General features: G+C 35.6%; 11 protein-coding genes. 5 read left to right on the top strand and 6 right to left on the bottom strand.

The genetic code is table 11. The annotated features are described in order from the left end of the window. Positions 1-291 precede the first annotated feature (291 nt). Entirely contained in the window at positions 292-1,686 is a 1,395-nt protein-coding gene (locus NLM59_RS01220; protein WP_304415916.1) for an OmpA family protein, read from the bottom strand. A gap of 56 nt (positions 1,687-1,742) precedes the next feature. Continuing rightward, positions 1,743-2,195, bottom strand: coding sequence for an SsrA-binding protein SmpB (gene smpB / locus NLM59_RS01215; protein ID WP_304416113.1), 453 nt, complete (start codon positions 2,193-2,195; stop codon positions 1,743-1,745). A 61-nt stretch (positions 2,196-2,256) separates the two neighbouring features. Between smpB and NLM59_RS01210 the strand changes: the two genes are divergently transcribed. Further along, positions 2,257-3,879, top strand: a complete 1,623-nt coding sequence (locus tag NLM59_RS01210; protein WP_304415915.1) for an ABC-F family ATP-binding cassette domain-containing protein — start codon at positions 2,257-2,259, stop codon at positions 3,877-3,879. A gap of 81 nt (positions 3,880-3,960) precedes the next feature. Here NLM59_RS01210 and hemC read toward each other — a convergent pair whose 3' ends face one another. The 3 genes from hemC to NLM59_RS01195 all read right to left on the bottom strand — a co-directional run bounded on the left by hemC (position 3,961) and on the right by NLM59_RS01195 (position 7,436). After that, the gene (gene hemC, locus NLM59_RS01205; RefSeq protein ID WP_304415914.1) at positions 3,961-4,881 is read right to left on the bottom strand and encodes a hydroxymethylbilane synthase; all 921 of its coding nucleotides are present in this window, start codon (positions 4,879-4,881) and stop codon (positions 3,961-3,963) included. Continuing rightward, the gene (gene hemA / locus NLM59_RS01200) at positions 4,878-6,119 is read right to left on the bottom strand and encodes a glutamyl-tRNA reductase (RefSeq protein WP_304415913.1); all 1,242 of its coding nucleotides are present in this window, start codon (positions 6,117-6,119) and stop codon (positions 4,878-4,880) included. Before hemA ends, hemC begins: the two co-directional genes overlap by 4 nt. A 135-nt stretch (positions 6,120-6,254) precedes the next feature. Next, entirely contained in the window at positions 6,255-7,436 is a 1,182-nt protein-coding gene (locus NLM59_RS01195; RefSeq protein ID WP_304415912.1) for a sensor histidine kinase, read from the bottom strand. A gap of 166 nt (positions 7,437-7,602) precedes the next feature. Between NLM59_RS01195 and NLM59_RS01190 the strand changes: the two genes are divergently transcribed. The 3 genes from NLM59_RS01190 to hisS all read left to right on the top strand — a co-directional run bounded on the left by NLM59_RS01190 (position 7,603) and on the right by hisS (position 12,043). Further along, positions 7,603-8,985 (top strand): dipeptidase, encoded by a 1,383-nt coding sequence (locus NLM59_RS01190; protein WP_304415911.1) that lies wholly within the window; start codon positions 7,603-7,605, stop codon positions 8,983-8,985. 81 nt (positions 8,986-9,066) lie between these two features. Further along, positions 9,067-10,527 (top strand): aminoacyl-histidine dipeptidase, encoded by a 1,461-nt coding sequence (locus NLM59_RS01185; protein WP_304415910.1) that lies wholly within the window; start codon positions 9,067-9,069, stop codon positions 10,525-10,527. Between the two features lie 154 nt (positions 10,528-10,681). Further along, a complete protein-coding gene (gene hisS, locus NLM59_RS01180; RefSeq protein WP_304415909.1) occupies positions 10,682-12,043 on the top strand; it encodes a histidine--tRNA ligase in 1,362 nt (453 codons plus the stop codon). A gap of 74 nt (positions 12,044-12,117) precedes the next feature. On the opposite strand, the gene lepA is transcribed toward hisS, so the two are convergent. Continuing rightward, positions 12,118-13,917 carry a translation elongation factor 4 gene (lepA, locus tag NLM59_RS01175; RefSeq protein ID WP_304415908.1) on the bottom strand — a complete coding sequence of 600 codons (1,800 nt, stop codon included), beginning with the start codon at positions 13,915-13,917 and terminating at the stop codon, positions 12,118-12,120. 223 nt (positions 13,918-14,140) lie between these two features. On the opposite strand from lepA, the gene NLM59_RS01170 reads away from it, so the two are divergent. Beyond that, positions 14,141-17,881 carry a phosphoribosylformylglycinamidine synthase gene (locus tag NLM59_RS01170; protein ID WP_304415907.1) on the top strand — a complete coding sequence of 1,247 codons (3,741 nt, stop codon included), beginning with the start codon at positions 14,141-14,143 and terminating at the stop codon, positions 17,879-17,881. The last annotated feature ends 121 nt before the right edge of the window (positions 17,882-18,002 follow it).

Raw genomic sequence — 18,002 nt, 5'->3', positions numbered from 1 at the left:
AAATTCGGAGCGTCACCCTGAACTTGATTCAGGGTCTAGTCTTTTTAACCGAATACGAAAATGTAGAAAACCTTTGGAAATAATTAAGAACATGATTCTGCTCCACTTTAAAGGGAGATGTCCGAAAGGACTAAGAAGGCTTTACATATACCTATATCAAAAATTCGATATTAGATTCTGCTAAGCAACAAGGATTAAATAACTCATAATAAGGTCAGCCTAATTGGACTGAAACAAAAAAAGGCCACCCAATGGGCGGCCTTCTATACTATTAGATAATTCGATTAAGAATTATTTTTTATCTCCTAAAGACTTGATAGTAACTTCAACTCTTCTGTTACATTGTCTTCCTTCGTCTGTATCGTTAGTACATTTAGGAACTTCTTCTCCTAAACCTCTTGGAGTCATAACGTCAACATCAATTCCGTAAGCCTCTAAAGCTTTATCGATAGAAGTTGCACGCTCTTTAGACAATTTCTTGTTGTAAGCAGCAGAACCTTTGTTATCTGTGTGACCGTCGATATATAATGTCATATCTGGGTAAACTTCTAAAGCTCTCTTGATTTCTTTAGCTTTTTGCTCGATTCTAGGCTTAGAAGAGTCTCTAATTGTAGATTTAGCGTAATCGAATTCAACTACGAATCCTACGTTAATGTTTTCTACCATTTGAGCAGCTTCTGGACAACCGTCAGGAGCAACACCAGCTTCGTAAGGACATCTGTCTACGTTGTCAGTGAATCCGTCACCGTCAGTATCAGGCCAAGGACATCCGTTGTTTTCAGCAGGACCAGCCTCGTTAGGACATTCGTCTAAGTTATCGGCAATACCGTCACCGTCTGTATCAACACATCCGTCGAATTCTGGTAAACCAGGAACTTCTGGACAAGCGTCTAAGTGATCAGGAATACCGTCACCATCAGTATCAGGACATCCGTTGAATTCTTCTAATCCCCAAGTATCTGGACATTCATCTTCTTCGTCAGGAATACCATCTTTGTCTCTATCTTGTTTTCCAAATTTGAAAGTTATACCAGCAGAGTGTTGGAAAAAGTTTACGTAATCATTCTCTACGCTAGGAGCTCCGTTGAAATCAGAAGCTACGTTAAATCCAAAGTGCTCAGTTAACCAGAAGTTAATACCTAAACCACCTTGTAACATAAAGTATGCTTTTTGACCATCAAAGTCACCATAGATCATATCACTATTTGGGTTATCGTCGTTCAAACCTGTTCTTTGTGCAACAGTGTATGGGTTGTCAGCATCGATACTTACATTGCTGTAGTCGAAATGGCTATAAGAAGCACCTACTCTTACATAAGGATCAAACCATTTAGTTTCGCTTTCAGTTCCTAAAAGTTTATATCTTAAACCTAAACCTGCATTGATGAAGAACTCATCATTAATCATCATTCTTTTGTTGTCTACTTCACCTACAGACGCTGTTAAATCAGCAGAGAATTTACCTCCTAAGTGGCGAATTAAAGATAATTTTGATAATGGTGGTACGATACTATAATCGTCATAATCAAAAAATCCGTCAAACATACCGCGAACCGAAGTGTGGTCTACAGCATGTGCTCCAATCGAAATACCCCATGGGTTTCTCGAGTCCTGCGCATTAACAGATGCACTGAACAACAATGCAAATGCTAATGTTAGCACTAAATTAAACTTTTTCATACTCATATTCTAAAATTTTAATATTGATTTATTTATTAAATTTAACAAAATTTATTACAAATTTAGAAATTCTTTTGAATTCTGTCGATATCGCGCTTCAAATCTTTTTCTTTTAAAGAATTTCTTTTGTCGTACAACTTCTTACCTTTTGCTAAAGAAATGCGCAATTTTGCCAATCCTTTTTTATTAATATATAATAAGGTAGGTACAATAGTTGTCCCTAAATCTTGTGTTTGCTTTTCTAACTTTTTAATCTCGTTCTTTGTCAACAAGAGTTTTCTATCACGTTTAATTTTGTGATTGTAATGAGTTCCCCAAGCGTATTCGTCTATGTGCATATTGACAATATAAACCTCTCCATCCTTTACTTCACAAAAACTCTCAGCAATACTCGCCTTACCCATACGAATCGATTTAATCTCCGTTCCTTGTAATTTAATACCAGCATCAAAAGATTCAAGTAATTCATAATTGAATTTAGCTTTCTTGTTTCTAATTCTAATTTCTTTTTGTATCACAGGACAGTTAATTCTTATTATCTTTGCAGCGAATTATTATACAAAAGTTATTCCAAGTATGTTAACAGTTTCAAATATTTCCCTACAATTTGGTAAAAGAGTCCTTTTCGATGAGGTTAATGTTAAATTTACCAAAGGTAATTGTTATGGAATCATTGGCGCTAATGGTGCCGGAAAATCAACTTTCCTTAAGATTTTAGCTGGAGAGCAAGAACCAACTTCAGGTCATGTTTCTTTAGAATCAGATAAAAGGATGTCTACGCTAGAACAAGATCACTTTAAATATGATGATGTTCCAGTTTTAGAAACCGTTTTGAGAGGAAATGAAAAATTATTCAGCGTTAAAACAGAAATGGATGAGCTTTATGCTAAACCAGATTTCGATGAGGCTGATGGTATTAAAGCTGGGGAATTAGGAGTCATCTACGAAGAAATGGGTGGATGGAATGCAGAAACAGATGCTGCTACCTTATTATCTAATGTTGGAATTCCAGAAGCTGATCACTATAAATTAATGGGTGAATTAGATTCAAAAGCTAAAGTGCGTGTCCTTTTGGCGCAAGCTTTATTTGGAAACCCAGACGTTCTTATTCTGGATGAGCCTACCAACGACTTGGATGTTGAAACTATTTCTTGGTTAGAAAACTTTTTAGCAGATTATGAAAACACAGTAATTGTGGTTTCTCACGATAGACACTTCCTTGATACGGTTTGTACACATATTGTGGATATCGATTATTCTAAATTGAATATGTATTCTGGTAACTACTCTTTCTGGTACGAGGCATCTCAATTGGCTACTCGCCAGAGAGCACAAGCGAACAAGAAAGCAGAAGAGAAGAAAAAAGAATTACAAGAATTTATCGCTCGATTTAGTTCAAACGTGGCTAAGGCTAAACAGGCAACAGCGCGTAAGAAAATGATCGATAAATTAGACATGCAAGAAATTCAGCCTTCGTCTCGTCGTTATCCTGCGATTATCTTCGAACAGGAAAGAGAAGCAGGAGACCAAATCTTGGACGTTAAAGATTTAGGAGCAAGTGTGGATGGTGAGGTTTTATTTAAAAATATCACTTTCAACTTAGCAAAAGGCGACAAAGTGGCGATTTTCTCTAAAAACTCTTTAGCAAAAACTGCTTTCTTTGAAATCATAACTGGAAATCAAGAAAAAGAAGAAGGAGATTTTAACTGGGGAATTACAACTACTCAGACGTACTTACCATTAGATAACACTGAATTCTTCAATACAGATGTTGACTTAGTAGATTGGTTACGTCAATATGTGGAAACTGACGAGGAGAGACACGCAGAGTACTTAAGAGGTTTCTTAGGTAGAATGTTGTTCTCGGGGGACGAAGCGCTTAAAAAGGCTTCTGTGTTATCAGGAGGAGAGAAAATGCGTTGTATGTTTTCTAGAATGATGTTGCTAAAAGGAAACGTGCTTTTATTTGATGAGCCAACCAACCACTTAGACTTAGAGTCTATTTCGGCTTTAAACAATTCATTAGAAAACTTTAAAGGAACCATATTAATGTCGTCTCATGACCACGAATTAATTCAAACGGTTTGTAATAGAATTATTGAAATTACGCCTAAAGGAACGATTGATCGTTATATGACTTATGACGAGTACTTAAAAGATCCTAAGGTGAAAGAACTTAGAGCTAAATATTATGCTTAATTAAGTTTAAAATATCATATAAATAAAAAACGGAGTTAAATTAATTTAACTCCGTTTTTTTGGCACTTAATTGAAACTGAATTATGCTTCGTTCAGTTCCTTTTTAATTTTTTTAATCATTTCTGCGGCGCCTTGTTCAATACAAATATCCGCCATTCTAGTTCCAAATTCTTGCGAATCTGCTACTGCTGCCGTCTCGTTGACTTCAATTTTTTGCTTTCCGTTCAAACTTAATACTACACCTTTAAACTCCACTTGGTCGTTGTCTAGAATTTTAGCAAAACCACCAATCGGTGCGGTACAACCACCTTGTAGTTTTCTCAAGAAAGATCGTTCTATCAAAGCTGCTTTTTCAGCATTTTTATTTGAGATATGCGACAGGTCTAAATCATCTCTTGTTACCATCCCTACAATTCCTTGAGAAGGAGCAGAAACCATTTCTGGTAAGAAATGATAATTTAGGCCCTTAGTCTTTAGTTCTTGTAAAATCTCACTTCTATCGAGACCAGCATAGGCAAATATGGCTGCATCCCAATCGTTATCTATTAATTTTTGGATTCGTAATTGAACATTTCCTCTTAAATCAACTAATTCATCATTAGGAAATTGATTTAACCAAAATGCTCTTCTTCTAAGGCTTCCGGTTGCGATGGTTCTTTTCTCTTTGGTGAAAAAATCATCTGATTTAGTAATAAAAATATCTCGGTTGTCACCTCTTTCTAAACAAGCAGAAAGCTTAAGCCCATTGGCCAAAAGGGTTGGAACGTCTTTTAAACTGTGTACAGCAACATCGATTTGATTGTTCACTAAAGCAATGTCTAGAGTTTTAGTGAAAACACCTGTAATTCCTAATTGATAAATAGGTTGAGATAACTTAAGATCACCTTCAGATGAAATTGGAATTATTTCGGTTTCATAACCATTTTCTTCTAATAAAGCCTGTGCTTTGTGGGCTTGCCACATGGCTAGTGGGCTTTTTCGAGTACCAATTCTTAGCTTCATTTCTCCAATTCTAAATTAAAGACTTTATTCATTAATTCAATAACTTCATCTGCAGAATCAGGGTTCTCCATAATATGCGATGCAAATTGATTAGTCATTTTTTGAATTAATCTTTCCGATAAAGGATCTTTACCATTTAATTCTACTTCCTTCTTCTGAAGTTGCTTTTTCTCGTGATATTTCAAGAATTCCATTCTATCTTTAAATGCTTCGATAGCTGGAACATATTTCCTAGATTCAATCCAATCCTCGAATTCCCATAATTTAAGTCGAATAATTGTTTCAACTTTTGGGATTTCAGATTCTCTAGATTTTAATGTTTTATTAATGATGTTAGAAAGCTCATCAACATTCAGAACTTGAATTTTTTCTAGCTCGTCTACATCTTTGGCTACGTTTTCTGGAATAGATAAATCTATCACCAACATTTCTCTGTCTTGTGGAAGTAGAGATTTATAAATGGTTGGCTTGGGAGCTCCAGTTGCAACAATTAAAATATCTGTGTTAGATAATTCTTTTTCTAACTCCTCGATAGGCTTATATGTAAGCTGTAATTTTTTACCTAAAGCTTCTGCTTTTTCTGGTGTTCTGTTTACCAGTGTAATATGTTTATTATCAGAATGCTTAACTAAATTCTCACAAGTATTTCTTCCAATCTTACCTGTTCCAAATAATAGAATCTTCTTTTCATTGAAATCAGGAATATTCTGAATAATATACTGAACCGCTGCATACGAAACCGAAGTAGCTCCATCACTTAAGGATGTTTCATTCTTGATTTGCTTACTAATCTGAATCGCGGTATTCATGATTCGCTCCATACGAGCATTGGAAGTTCCTTTCTTTTTAAAGGCCTTAAAAGCCTTCTTCATTTGAGCTAAAACCTCAAAATCACCTAAAATCTGACTTTCAATTCCTGTAGAAACTCTAAATAGATGGTGGATAGCATCTCGTCCGGCTTTAACAAAGGTAATCTCATCGAATAACTCTTTATCTCCCTGAACTTGATCACAATAAATATCCTTCATTTTATCATCTTCCGAACCGAAGTAATATATCTCGGTACGATTACAAGTAGACAAAACAAAGAAATCCTCTATATTGTTTTCTTTAGATTTTTGTATAAAGTCATCAGCGTATTGGTCTAGAAATGCAAACTGCCCGCGTGTCTCCACATCGGCCTTTTCATAACTAATCCCAATAACCTTAAAATTATGTAAACTCTCGTGGTAATGCATAGTTCAAACTGCGAGTGCAAATTTACCAATAAATTAAGACAAAAACATATGATTTAAGTTATATCCCAAAAGCTTAACGCTATTAGCCTGAATAAAAGTCGATTTTGTTAAGATTCAAACCGATTAAAAATGGAACTATTTGCTTGTTTTTAATATAATTTTAAACTGAGTTCCATGTTCCTTGTCAGATTGGGCGACGAAGATTTGACCGTCGTGGTATTCATTGATGATGCGTTTAGCTAGACTTAAACCTAATCCCCAACCACGTTTTTTGGTCGTATATCCTGGCTCGAAAATTCTTTTTTGCAATTTACTTGGAATTCCAGAACCATCATCGGTTACAGTTATGACTGCTTTGTTGTCTTTTATACTAGCGCGAATTTCAATTTTACCGCGATTTTGCATAGCATCCACAGCGTTTCTCACTAAATTTTCCAATACCCAACTCAGAAGTTCTGGGTTACAGTCCACCATGATTTCAGGTGATTTAGTTCTCAACTGAAAATTAATACCTGTTGAAATTCTTGGTTTAAGATAATTATAAGTATTCTCGCAGATTTCAACAATATTATGTGGGTGTAGAGTAGGGCGTGAACCAATTTTAGAAAATCGTTCAGCAATTTGATTCAATCTTTGTACATCATTTTCAATTTCAGAGAGCGTATCGGGATCTACATTTTCTAGTCTTAAAATTTCAATCCAACCTAAAAGAGAAGAAAGAGGTGTCCCGATTTGATGAGCCGTTTCTTTGGCCATTCCTGCCCAAAGAAAGCTTCGTTGGGTTCTTTCTAAAGTTCTAAAATACCAAACAGTAAAGGCCGCAAAAGACAATAAAATGATTAATAATGCCAATGGATAATATCTCAGCTTGGTTAAAAGTGATGAGTTTTGATAGTATATATATTGTTTTCCAAAAGGTAGATTTACTTCTATCGGATCATGAATAGCTTCTAATTCACTTAGTTTTTGCTTTAAAAAAATAGAATCCGTCAATAAATCATTCTCGAGTTTTTCGAGATTTCTAACCTCATAAGCCTCTTTGTTTTCATCCACCAAAATCATCGGCATGGAAGTATTGTCCTCAATAATTTTAAGAGCAATTCTCCTAGCATCATCAGATGTGTCTAGAGAACCAAGAAGCTCAGTCGCCTTTACAATGGTTTCCATTTTCTTTTGTTCCTCTTCCTTTAAATTCTGAACAATAGAATTAGACATCCAAATCGTTAGGATTACAATCATAGAAGCAAGCGCGAAACCCAACCATTTATTGAGGTTTCGATTGTTAAGTAAATTTTGTGGATCAAATTTTAGCTTCATTAAGACAAATATAGGATAGCTTATCTAAAAATAGAGCTATTTGCCCGATTTTGACTGAAGTTTAGTCCTTTTGGGTGAAAAATCTTGAATAAACTTCCCGGAATCAAATCTTTCACTCTACTCATTTTTTGTATATTTACCTATTAAGAAATAATTAAAATTTTTAATGGACGCAACGCAAAATTACATACAAGAAAATAAACAAAGATTTTTAGATGAGCTTTTTGAATTGCTCAGAATTCCATCGATTAGTGCAGACCCTGTTTATGTGCAAGACATGTTAGACACAGCACAAAAAACAGCTGACTTTTTAAAAGAAGCAGGAGCTGATAATGTTGAAATTTGTGAAACTGCAGGTTATCCAGTGGTTTATGGAGAGAAAATTATCGATGAGAATTTACCTACTGTCCTTGTTTATGGTCACTATGATGTTCAACCGCCAGATCCGCTAGACTTATGGGAATCAGGTCCTTTTGAGCCGGTGATTAAGAAAACAGACATTCATCCAGAAGGCGCAATCTTTGCGCGTGGTTCTGCTGATGATAAAGGTCAATTCTTTATGCACCTAAAGGCTTTTGAAGCTATGATGTCAGCTGGTGAACTTCCTTGTAATGTTAAGTTTATGATTGAAGGTGAAGAAGAAGTTGGTTCAGAAAACTTGGGTGACTTTGTTAAAAATAATCGAGAGAAACTTGCTAACGATGTTATTTTAATCTCAGATACGAGTTTAGTAGCTAAGGACGTTCCGTCTTTGTGTACAGGATTGAGAGGATTAAGCTACGTTGAGGTTAAGGTTAAAGGACCTGATTTAGACTTACACTCTGGTTTATATGGAGGAGCTGTTCCGAATCCAATCAATGTTTTATGTGATATGATTGGTCAATTACACGATGAAAACGGGAAAATTACCGTGAAAGGATTCTACGACGATGTGATTGAATTAAGTGATGAAGAGCGTGCTGAAATGGCAAAAGTTCCATTTGATTTAGAAAACTACAAAAAGTCCATCGGTATTAAAGATATTCAAGGAGAGGAAGGCTATGTAACTATGGAAAGAAACTCTATCCGTCCAACTTTAGACGTTAATGGAATTTGGGGTGGATATATTGGAGAAGGAGCTAAAACTGTGATTCCTTCTTATGCAGAAGCCAAGATTTCTATGCGTTTAGTTCCAGGACAGGACCCAGAGAAAATTACCCAATTATTCTGTGAGCACTTCGAGTCTATCGCGCCAGATAGTGTTGAAGTTACTACAAAACCTCACCACGGTGGTAAAGGTTATGTGTTGCCAATTGATAGTAAAGGATATTTAGCGGCTAAAAAAGCTATGACGCATACTTTTGGAAAAGAAGCTATTCCTTTTAGAAGTGGAGGTAGTATCCCAATTGTTGCTTTATTTGAAGAGGAATTAGGAAGTAAATCTGTATTGTTAGGATTTGGTTTAGATTCAGATGTAATTCACTCTCCTAATGAGAACTTTGGAGTATTTAATTTCTACAAAGGAATTGAGACAATACCATTTTTCTTTAAATATTTCGCAGAAGCTTAATTAAAAGCTAAAGCACCAATAGTGGAACTGATTTTGTTGGATAAAACAGCAGTTTTCACATAATTTTAAAACAAATAATAAATGAACGATATAATTAGAGATCTTGAGCCAAAAGAAGTTTGGACTCAATTTGCAGACCTAAATGCAGTTCCGCGTGCTTCTAAAAGAGAAGAAAAAGTTCGCGAATTCATGGTGGACTTTGGTAATTCTTTAGGTTTAGAAACTTTAGAAGATGCAATTGGAAACGTAATCATCAAGAAACCTGCATCTGCGGGAATGGAAGACCGTAAAACAGTGATTTTACAATCACACCTTGATATGGTTCACCAAAAAAATAACGATACCGATTTTGATTTTGATACCCAAGGAATTGAAATGATGGTAGATGGTGACTGGGTTAAGGCTAAAGGAACCACACTTGGTGCAGATAATGGTTTAGGGGTAGCGGCTATTATGGCGATTCTAAAGAGCAAAGATGTTGTTCACCCACCTATTGAGGCTCTTTTCACTATTGATGAGGAAACAGGAATGACAGGTGCTCAGAATTTAGATGGAAGTCTTTTAGATGGTCGAATTTTATTGAATTTAGACACCGAAGAAGATGACGAAATCGGAATCGGATGTGCAGGTGGTATAGATGTAACTGCAAGTCGTAGCTACGAAATGCATGATGTAGATGATAATGACAATTATGGGATTAAAATTTCTGTAACTGGTCTAAACGGTGGTCACTCTGGAATGGAAATTCATAAAGGTTTAGGAAACTCAAATAAAATCTTAGGACGTCTGCTTTGTTCTATTTCAAAAGAATACAGAATTGCAGAAGTGAAAGGTGGTGGATTAAGAAACGCTATTCCTAGAGAAGCTTGGGCGATGGTGATTATTGATAACTCAGATGTAGCTGAGGTTTCAAGAGAAATCGAAAAGGCTGCATGGGAAATCAAAAAAGACTTTGAGGATGTAGATCCAGATTTAACTATACACATTGATGCTGAGGTTGCAGCGCCTGCGAAAGCTTTGAACAAGGAGGATTCAAGAAAATTCACTCAAATGATACATTCTTTACACAATGGAGTGTATAAAATGAGTGCAGATATTCCTGATTTAGTGGAAGCTTCTAACAACGTTGCGCGTGTTGAGTTAAAAGATGGGAAAGCTGAAGTTCAAAATTTAACCCGTAGTAGTGTTGAGTCTTCAAAAGAAGAAGTTGCGAACAAATTAAAAGAAGCTTTTGATACTGCAGGTTTTGAAACTGTATTCTCTGGTTCATACCCAGGATGGCAACCGAATCCAAATTCTGAAATCTTAAAGACATTAGAAGGTTTATACAAAGAAATGTTCAATGAGCAACCTAATGTAGCAGCTTGCCACGCAGGTTTAGAATGTGGTATTTTGGGAGAAAGAATTCCAGGATTGGATATGATTTCTTTTGGGCCAACCATTCTTGGTGCGCATTCACCAGACGAAAGAGCAAGTATTTCTTCAACTCAAAAGTTCTGGAAATATTTACTAGAAATCTTGAAGCAAACACCAAAAAAATAATATAGATCATTTACTGGTGAGCGAAGTTTACAAAAAACTTCAATCACTTTAGTCTCTATAAAAGAAACCTTCGAGATGAATTCAATCTTGAAGGTTTTTTCATTTTGATTACATAATACACATAACTACCTTTGTCAATTCAATTAAAATAAAAATGCAAAAACCATCTTTACCAAAAGGAACAAGAGATTTTTCACCGGAAGAAGTGCAAAAACGAGAGTACATTATTAATATTCTTAAAAAACATTTTTCAACCTATAGCTTTCATCCGATAGAAACACCTTCTTTTGAAAACCTAAGTACGCTTACTGGTAAATATGGTGAAGAAGGCGATCGTTTGATTTTTAAAATCTTAAATTCAGGTGACTTTTTAAAGAAAGTTAAACCTGAGGATTTAGAAGCCAATCCAGCGAGCGTTACTACCAAAGTTTCAGATAAAGCTTTACGCTACGATCTTACAGTGCCTTTTGCACGTTACGTTGTGCAACATCAGAACGAGATTAATTTTCCATTCAGAAGATATCAGATTCAACCTGTTTGGCGCGCTGATCGACCTCAAAAAGGACGCTTCAGAGAGTTTTACCAATGTGATGCTGATATCGTAGGAAGCACTTCGCTTTGGCAAGAAATTGAATTGATTCAATTGTATGATGCTTGTTACACAGAGCTAGGCTTGGGTACAGAAATACATATTAATAATAGAAAAGTATTATCTGGTTTAGCTGAAGTGGCGAACATTCAAGATCAGTTAATCGACTTCACCGTAGCGTTAGATAAATTAGATAAAATAGGCAGAGAAAAGGTAATCGAAGAAATGCAGCAAAAAGGAATATCAGAGGATGCGATTGCAAAATTATCTCCTGTGTTTGATATTAACGGCTCTTTTGCCGAGCAAACTGAGGCATTAAAAGAAGTTTTGTCTACTTCAGAAATCGGTTTGGAAGGAATTGATGAATTAAATTTTATCAATGAAAATTTAGTTGGATTAAATTCAGCTGATTTAGTTTTAAACCTGACTTTAGCTCGTGGATTAGAGTATTATACTGGTTCAATTTTAGAAGTTAAGGCTAAAGGTGTCGAAATGGGATCTATCGGTGGAGGTGGAAGATATAATGACTTAACGGGTATTTTTGGTTTAAAAAATATGCCAGGTGTTGGTGTTTCTTTCGGTTTAGATAGAACTTATTTAGTTTTAGAGGAATTAGGATTATTCCCAGACTTTGATGATTCAAAAGTGAAAATCCTATTCATCAACTTTGGAGAAAACGAAGCTAGAGAGTCTATAAAATTAGTTCAGAAATTAAGAGGCTCAGGAATTCAATCGGAGTTGTATCCAGATAATGCCAAGTTGAAGAAACAATTCTCTTATGGCGATAAAGGCGGATTTACACACGTGGTTATGATTGGAGGAGATGAAATCGAAAACCAAACCTTGTCATTAAAAGATCTTAAAACGGGTGATCAGCAAACCATAGAACAAGGAAAATTAGTTGATTTCATTAATGGGTTAAGCTAAAATTTAAAAAATATAGTAAAGTAAAAAGGGTTTCCGATTTGGAAACCCTTTTTGTTTTATATGAGTAAGATTTATTAATCTTCACTTAAATTCAATACCGCCATAAATGCACTTTGTGGAACTTCTACACGTCCAATCTGGCGCATTTTCTTCTTACCTTTTTTCTGCTTTTCTAATAGTTTACGCTTTCTAGAAATATCACCACCATAACATTTAGCAGTTACGTCTTTTCTTAAGGCTTTAATGGTCTCACGAGCAATAACTTTGGCTCCAATAGCTCCCTGAATTGGAATATCGAACATCTGTCTTGGGATCAGTTTGCGTAATTTCTCACACATTTTCTTACCGATGTTATAAGCATTGTCTTTGTGAACTAAAGCAGATAAAGCATCCACAGATTCCTCCATAATTAGAATGTCAAGTCTTACTAATTCAGAAGCACGCATTCCAATTGGTTGATAATCGAACGATGCATATCCGCGAGAAATAGTTTTTAATCTATCATAGAAATCAAACACAACTTCCGCTAAAGGCATGTTAAAGGTTAGCTCAACACGATCCGTAGTTAAATAAGTTTGGTTGACAATTTCTCCACGTTTTTCAATACATAAAGTCATTACGTTACCTACATATTCTGCAGCAGTAATGATAGTTGCTTTAATGTAAGGCTCTTCCACACGATCAAGTCCATTCGGATCTGGTAAATCAGAAGGGTTGTTTACAACGATAGGAACATCTGGATTTTTGGTTGTAAATGCTTGGTATGATACGTTAGGCACCGTAGTAATTACGGTCATGTTAAACTCGCGCTCCAATCGCTCTTGAATAATCTCCAAGTGTAGCATTCCTAAGAATCCACATCTAAATCCAAATCCTAAAGCCGCCGAACTTTCTTTTTCAAAAGTTAAAGACGCGTCATTCAACTGTAATTTCTCAAGTGAATAAGTTAGCTCTTCATAATCCTCGGTGTCCACTGGGTAAATCCCGGCGAATACCATAGGTTTTACATCCTCGAATCCTTCAATAGCCTTTTCAGCTGGGTTTTTAACAGAGGTAATTGTATCACCCACTTTTACGTCAACTGCGGTTTTAATTCCAGAAATAATATAACCTACGTCTCCCGTATTGATAGTTTTCTTTGGAATTTGCTGAAGTTTTAAAGTACCAACTTCGTCAGCAAAATATTTTTTGCCCGTTTGCATAAACATTACTTCTTCACCTTTGTTAATTTTTCCATTAACAACTTTAAAGTAAGCTTCTACACCACGGAATGGATTATAAACAGAGTCAAAAATAAGAGCTTGTAAAGGCGCTTCTGGATCTCCCTCTGGAGCCGGAACTCTTTTAATAATAGCTTCTAAGATTTTATCAACTCCAAATCCAGTCTTTCCACTTGCGTGAATAATGTCTTCTAAATCACAGCCTAATAAATCTATGATGTCATCTGAAACCTCATCTGGGTTGGCACTTGGTAAATCAATTTTATTTAAAATTGGAATAATCTCTAAATCATTCTCAATAGCTAAATATAAATTAGAAATCGTTTGTGCTTGAATACTTTGTGCCGCATCCACAATTAATAATGCACCCTCACAAGCGGCAATAGAACGTGAAACCTCATATGAGAAGTCCACGTGGCCTGGGGTATCGATTAAATTTAGCGTATAAGTTTCTCCTTCATAGACATAATCCATTTGAATCGCGTGTGATTTAATTGTAATCCCACGTTCGCGCTCCAAATCCATATTGTCTAATAACTGCGCTTTCATTTCTCGCTCAGTAACTGATTGAGTAAAGGCTAATAGCCTATCAGCTAATGTGCTCTTACCATGATCAATATGCGCAATAATGCAAAAATTCCTGATGTTCTTCATAAATATCTCTGAATCTGCAAAAATAGCAAATTTTGAACAGCTTATAATATTCTTTTTTTTAATATATCCAAGTTTATTTTTAATGTTGAAACAAAATAAATAAAATGATATAAACTATGTTTTTTAGACTTGGCACACTTCTCAATTTAAATTAACTTTACGCAAACTTTTTTTAATTGCGATTAGCTACAACTTTTGCGCAACAAACTATCAAAATCATTATATGAATCGTCGTGTATTTATAGAGAAACGTCCTGCTTTTGACCATTTATCTAAAACGGTTTCACAAGACCTGAAAATGGTGGATGAAAACATCAAACTAAAGGTTTTTATTGTTTATGATATTTTTAATCTATCAGATGAGGAATTTGAAAGCGTAGCCGAAACCGTATTTGCAGATCCAGTAATGGATATTTTGCACACGACTCAGCCTGACTTGGCTAGTTATCCTTACACATTGGCAGTAGAATTCTTGCCTGGTCAATTCGATCAGAGAGCAGATTCTGCAGAGCAGGCAGTTCAATTAATTACCAACAACGATCAAGTTAAGATTAGAACAGCCAAATTATATGCTTTCCAAGATTTGCCAACTTCTAAAATAGATGAGGTAAAGAAATTCTTGATCAACACAGTAGATGCTCGTGAAAAGAAAATGGATGTTTTAGACATTCCTCAGAACCCAGTTCCAGAAGCAGTACCTGTAATCGATGGTTTTATTGATCTTGATGTAAATAGCTTACAGGAATTCTACAAAGAATGGGGATTCTCATTTGGCTTAGATGATTTAGCTTTTATTCAAGATTACTTTAAAAAAGAACAAAGAAATCCAACTGAAACTGAACTTAAAGTTTTAGACACTTATTGGTCTGACCATTGTCGTCACACAACTTTTATGACCGAGTTGGAGAATATTGAGTTTAATGGAGATTTTAAAGAAACTTTAGAAGAAATCTTCCAGAGATATTTACAAATTAGAAAAGACTTAGGTAGAGAACATAAACCTATTTCTTTAATGGATTTTGGTACTATTGCGGCTAAATATTTCAGAGCTGAAGGAAAGTTGGAGAACTTAGTAGTGTCAGATGAAATTAATGCTTGTACCATAGAAATTGAAGCAGAAATCGATGGTAAAAAAGAGCCATGGTATTTATTGTTTAAAAATGAAACACATAATCACCCAACAGAAATAGAACCTTTTGGTGGTGCATCTACTTGTGTGGGAGGAGCTATTCGCGACCCTTTGAGCGGAAGGTCATTTGTTTATCAAGCAATGAGAATTACTGGTTCTGCAAATCCATTGGAGCCTATTGAAAACACAAGAGAAGGTAAATTGCCACAGCGTAAAATTACCAAAGAGGCGGCTAATGGATATTCTTCTTATGGAAACCAGATTGGTTTAGCAACTTCTTTGGTGAATGAAATTTACCACGAAGGTTATAAAGCAAAACGAATGGAAGTTGGTTTTGTGATGGGTGCAGCGCCAGTAGATTGGGTAAAAAGAGAAAACCCGGCGATTGGTGATAAAGTTATTGTACTTGGCGGAAAAACCGGTCGTGATGGTGTAGGAGGAGCTACTGGTTCTTCTAAAACTCAAACGATTGACGCCATAGACAAAATGAGTGCTGAAGTTCAAAAAGGTGATGCAGTACAAGAAAGAAAGATTCAAAGATTGTTCAGAAAGCCAGAGGCAACAACCTTAATTAAGAAATCTAATGATTTTGGTGCGGGTGGAGTTTCTGTCGCTATTGGTGAAATTGCTGAAGGTGTAACGGTTAATTTAGATGCGCTTCCAGTTAAATACGATGGTCTGAACGGAACTGAATTAGCTATTTCTGAATCTCAAGAGCGTATGGCAGTGGTCATTGCTCCAGAAAACGTAGCAGAATTTATACGTTTGGCCAACGAAGAAAATATTTTAGCTGTTGAAGTTGGAGAAGTTACCGACAAAAATAGATTAGAAATCAGCTATAAAGGAAGAAAAATAGTCGATTTAGATCGTGAATTCTTAGATACAGCAGGATGTTCTAAGAAAAATGACGCTTCGGTTGATTTAAAACCTTTACAGAAAAAAGATGCCAAAGAATTTAATCAAGAGAACTTTATTTCTACTTTAAAAGAATTAAATGTTGCTTCTCAAAAAGGATTAATTGAAAAATTTGATAGTACAGTTGGTCAAACTACAGTGTTATCACCATTAGGAGGTAAAAATCAATTTACGCCAGCTTTATCAAGTGTGCATACATTACCTGTATTAGGAAGAAACTCACAAACTGTATCTATGGCATCTTGGGGTTATTGTCCTGAATTGTCATCTGAAAACACACTGATTGGTGGAGCCTATGCGGTTGTGGAAAGTGTTTCTAGAATTGTTGGTAGCGGAGGAAAAAGAGAAGATATTCGCTTAAGCTTCCAAGAATATTACGAAAGTCTAGGAAACGATCCTAAAAAATGGGGTAAACCTCTTTCTTCATTAATGGGGGCTTTAGACGCTCAATTAGAATTAGAAATCGCCGCAATCGGTGGTAAGGATTCAATGTCTGGAACTTTCCAAGAATTGACTGTTCCACCAACTTTAATTTCATTCGCTGCGGCGCCAGGTCATATTTCAAATGTGATTTCACCTGAATTTAAACGCTCGGGTCATTTCGTTTATATGTTTGAGCATAAACCACAACAAAATGGAATGCCAAATTATCAGCAATTAAGAGATGCGTATGAGACCATTCATCAATTAATTAAAGAAGAAAAAATTGTTTCGGCTCAAATCGTTAAAAATGGTGGTTTGGCTACAGCTTTAGCGCAAATGAGCTTTGGTAATAACGTTGGGGCAGATATCGAGACTAGCTTGCCAATGTTTGAGCCAATGCTAGGTAGTTTAGTGCTAGAAACAACTGAGGAATTAGAGCATTTTACAAAACTTGGAACTGTTAGTTTCGATGATAAATTGACAATTAATGGGCAAACTTTTGTAATTAATGACTTATTAAAAGCGTGGTTAAGCACTTTTGAAGAATTATTCCCAACAGGAATTAAAGAGGCATTAGCTGAATTTACAGAAGAGATGGAGGATGCAACGCGTAATGGAGCTACGATTGCTGGTGCTGAAATAACAGAGGAAGATAGGCTTAAAGACGATCAGCACGTTAAACATGAAGTTGTTGATGGGAAACCTAAAGTAGTCTTACCAATTTTCTTTGGAACCAACTGTGAGTATGAAACTCAAAAAGTATTCGAAGAAGCTGGTGCAGAGGTGAATTCATTTATCTTTAATAACTTAAATCAAGAGTATTTAGAGAAATCTGTTGAGAAATTCACTTCTATGTTAAATCAAGCTCAAATCATGGTATTATCTGGTGGTTTCTCTGCGGGAGATGAGCCAGACGGATCAGCTAAGTTTATTGTTTCTGTGCTAAAAAATCCAAGAATCAAAGATGCTGTTCATGGTCTTATTGCACGTGGAGGATTGATTTTAGGAATTTGTAACGGATTCCAAGCGCTTATTAAATCAGGTTTAGTGCCTTACGGTGAAATCAGAACTTTAGACGAAGATTCACCAACATTAGCACACAACAAAATCGGAAGACATATTTCTCAAATGGTAGATGTGAAGGTTGTTAACGATCATTCTCCATGGTTGAGAGGAATGAAAGATAAGACCTATACAATTCCAATTTCACATGGTGAAGGAAGGTTCTCTATTAAAGACGATGTTCTACAAGATTTAATCGCCAATGGACAAGTGGCAACACAATATGTTGATGCTTTAGGTGAGCCAGCAACATATATGCCATTCAATCCAAATGGATCACATATGGGAATAGAAGGTATTACTGATAAAACAGGTAGAATCTTTGGTAGAATGGGACACCCAGAGCGCTATAGAGAAGGATTATTATGTAATATTCCAGACGCAGTGTTTATGGACATCTTTAAAAACGGTGTTGAGTATTTCAAAAAAGCTTAATACATAAATCGATAAATATTTTAAACCAAGCTACTTAGGTCATTTGACTTAAGTAGCTTGGTTCGTTTTGTTCAAAACTTTCTGGAATTTACCGAAAATAAAAAACCTTCATGATGATAAA

Source organism: Profundicola chukchiensis, assembly GCF_029664245.1.
Taxonomy (GTDB): Bacteria; Bacteroidota; Bacteroidia; order Flavobacteriales; family Weeksellaceae; genus Profundicola; species Profundicola chukchiensis.
This window is presented reverse-complemented; position numbering and strand designations above follow the sequence as displayed.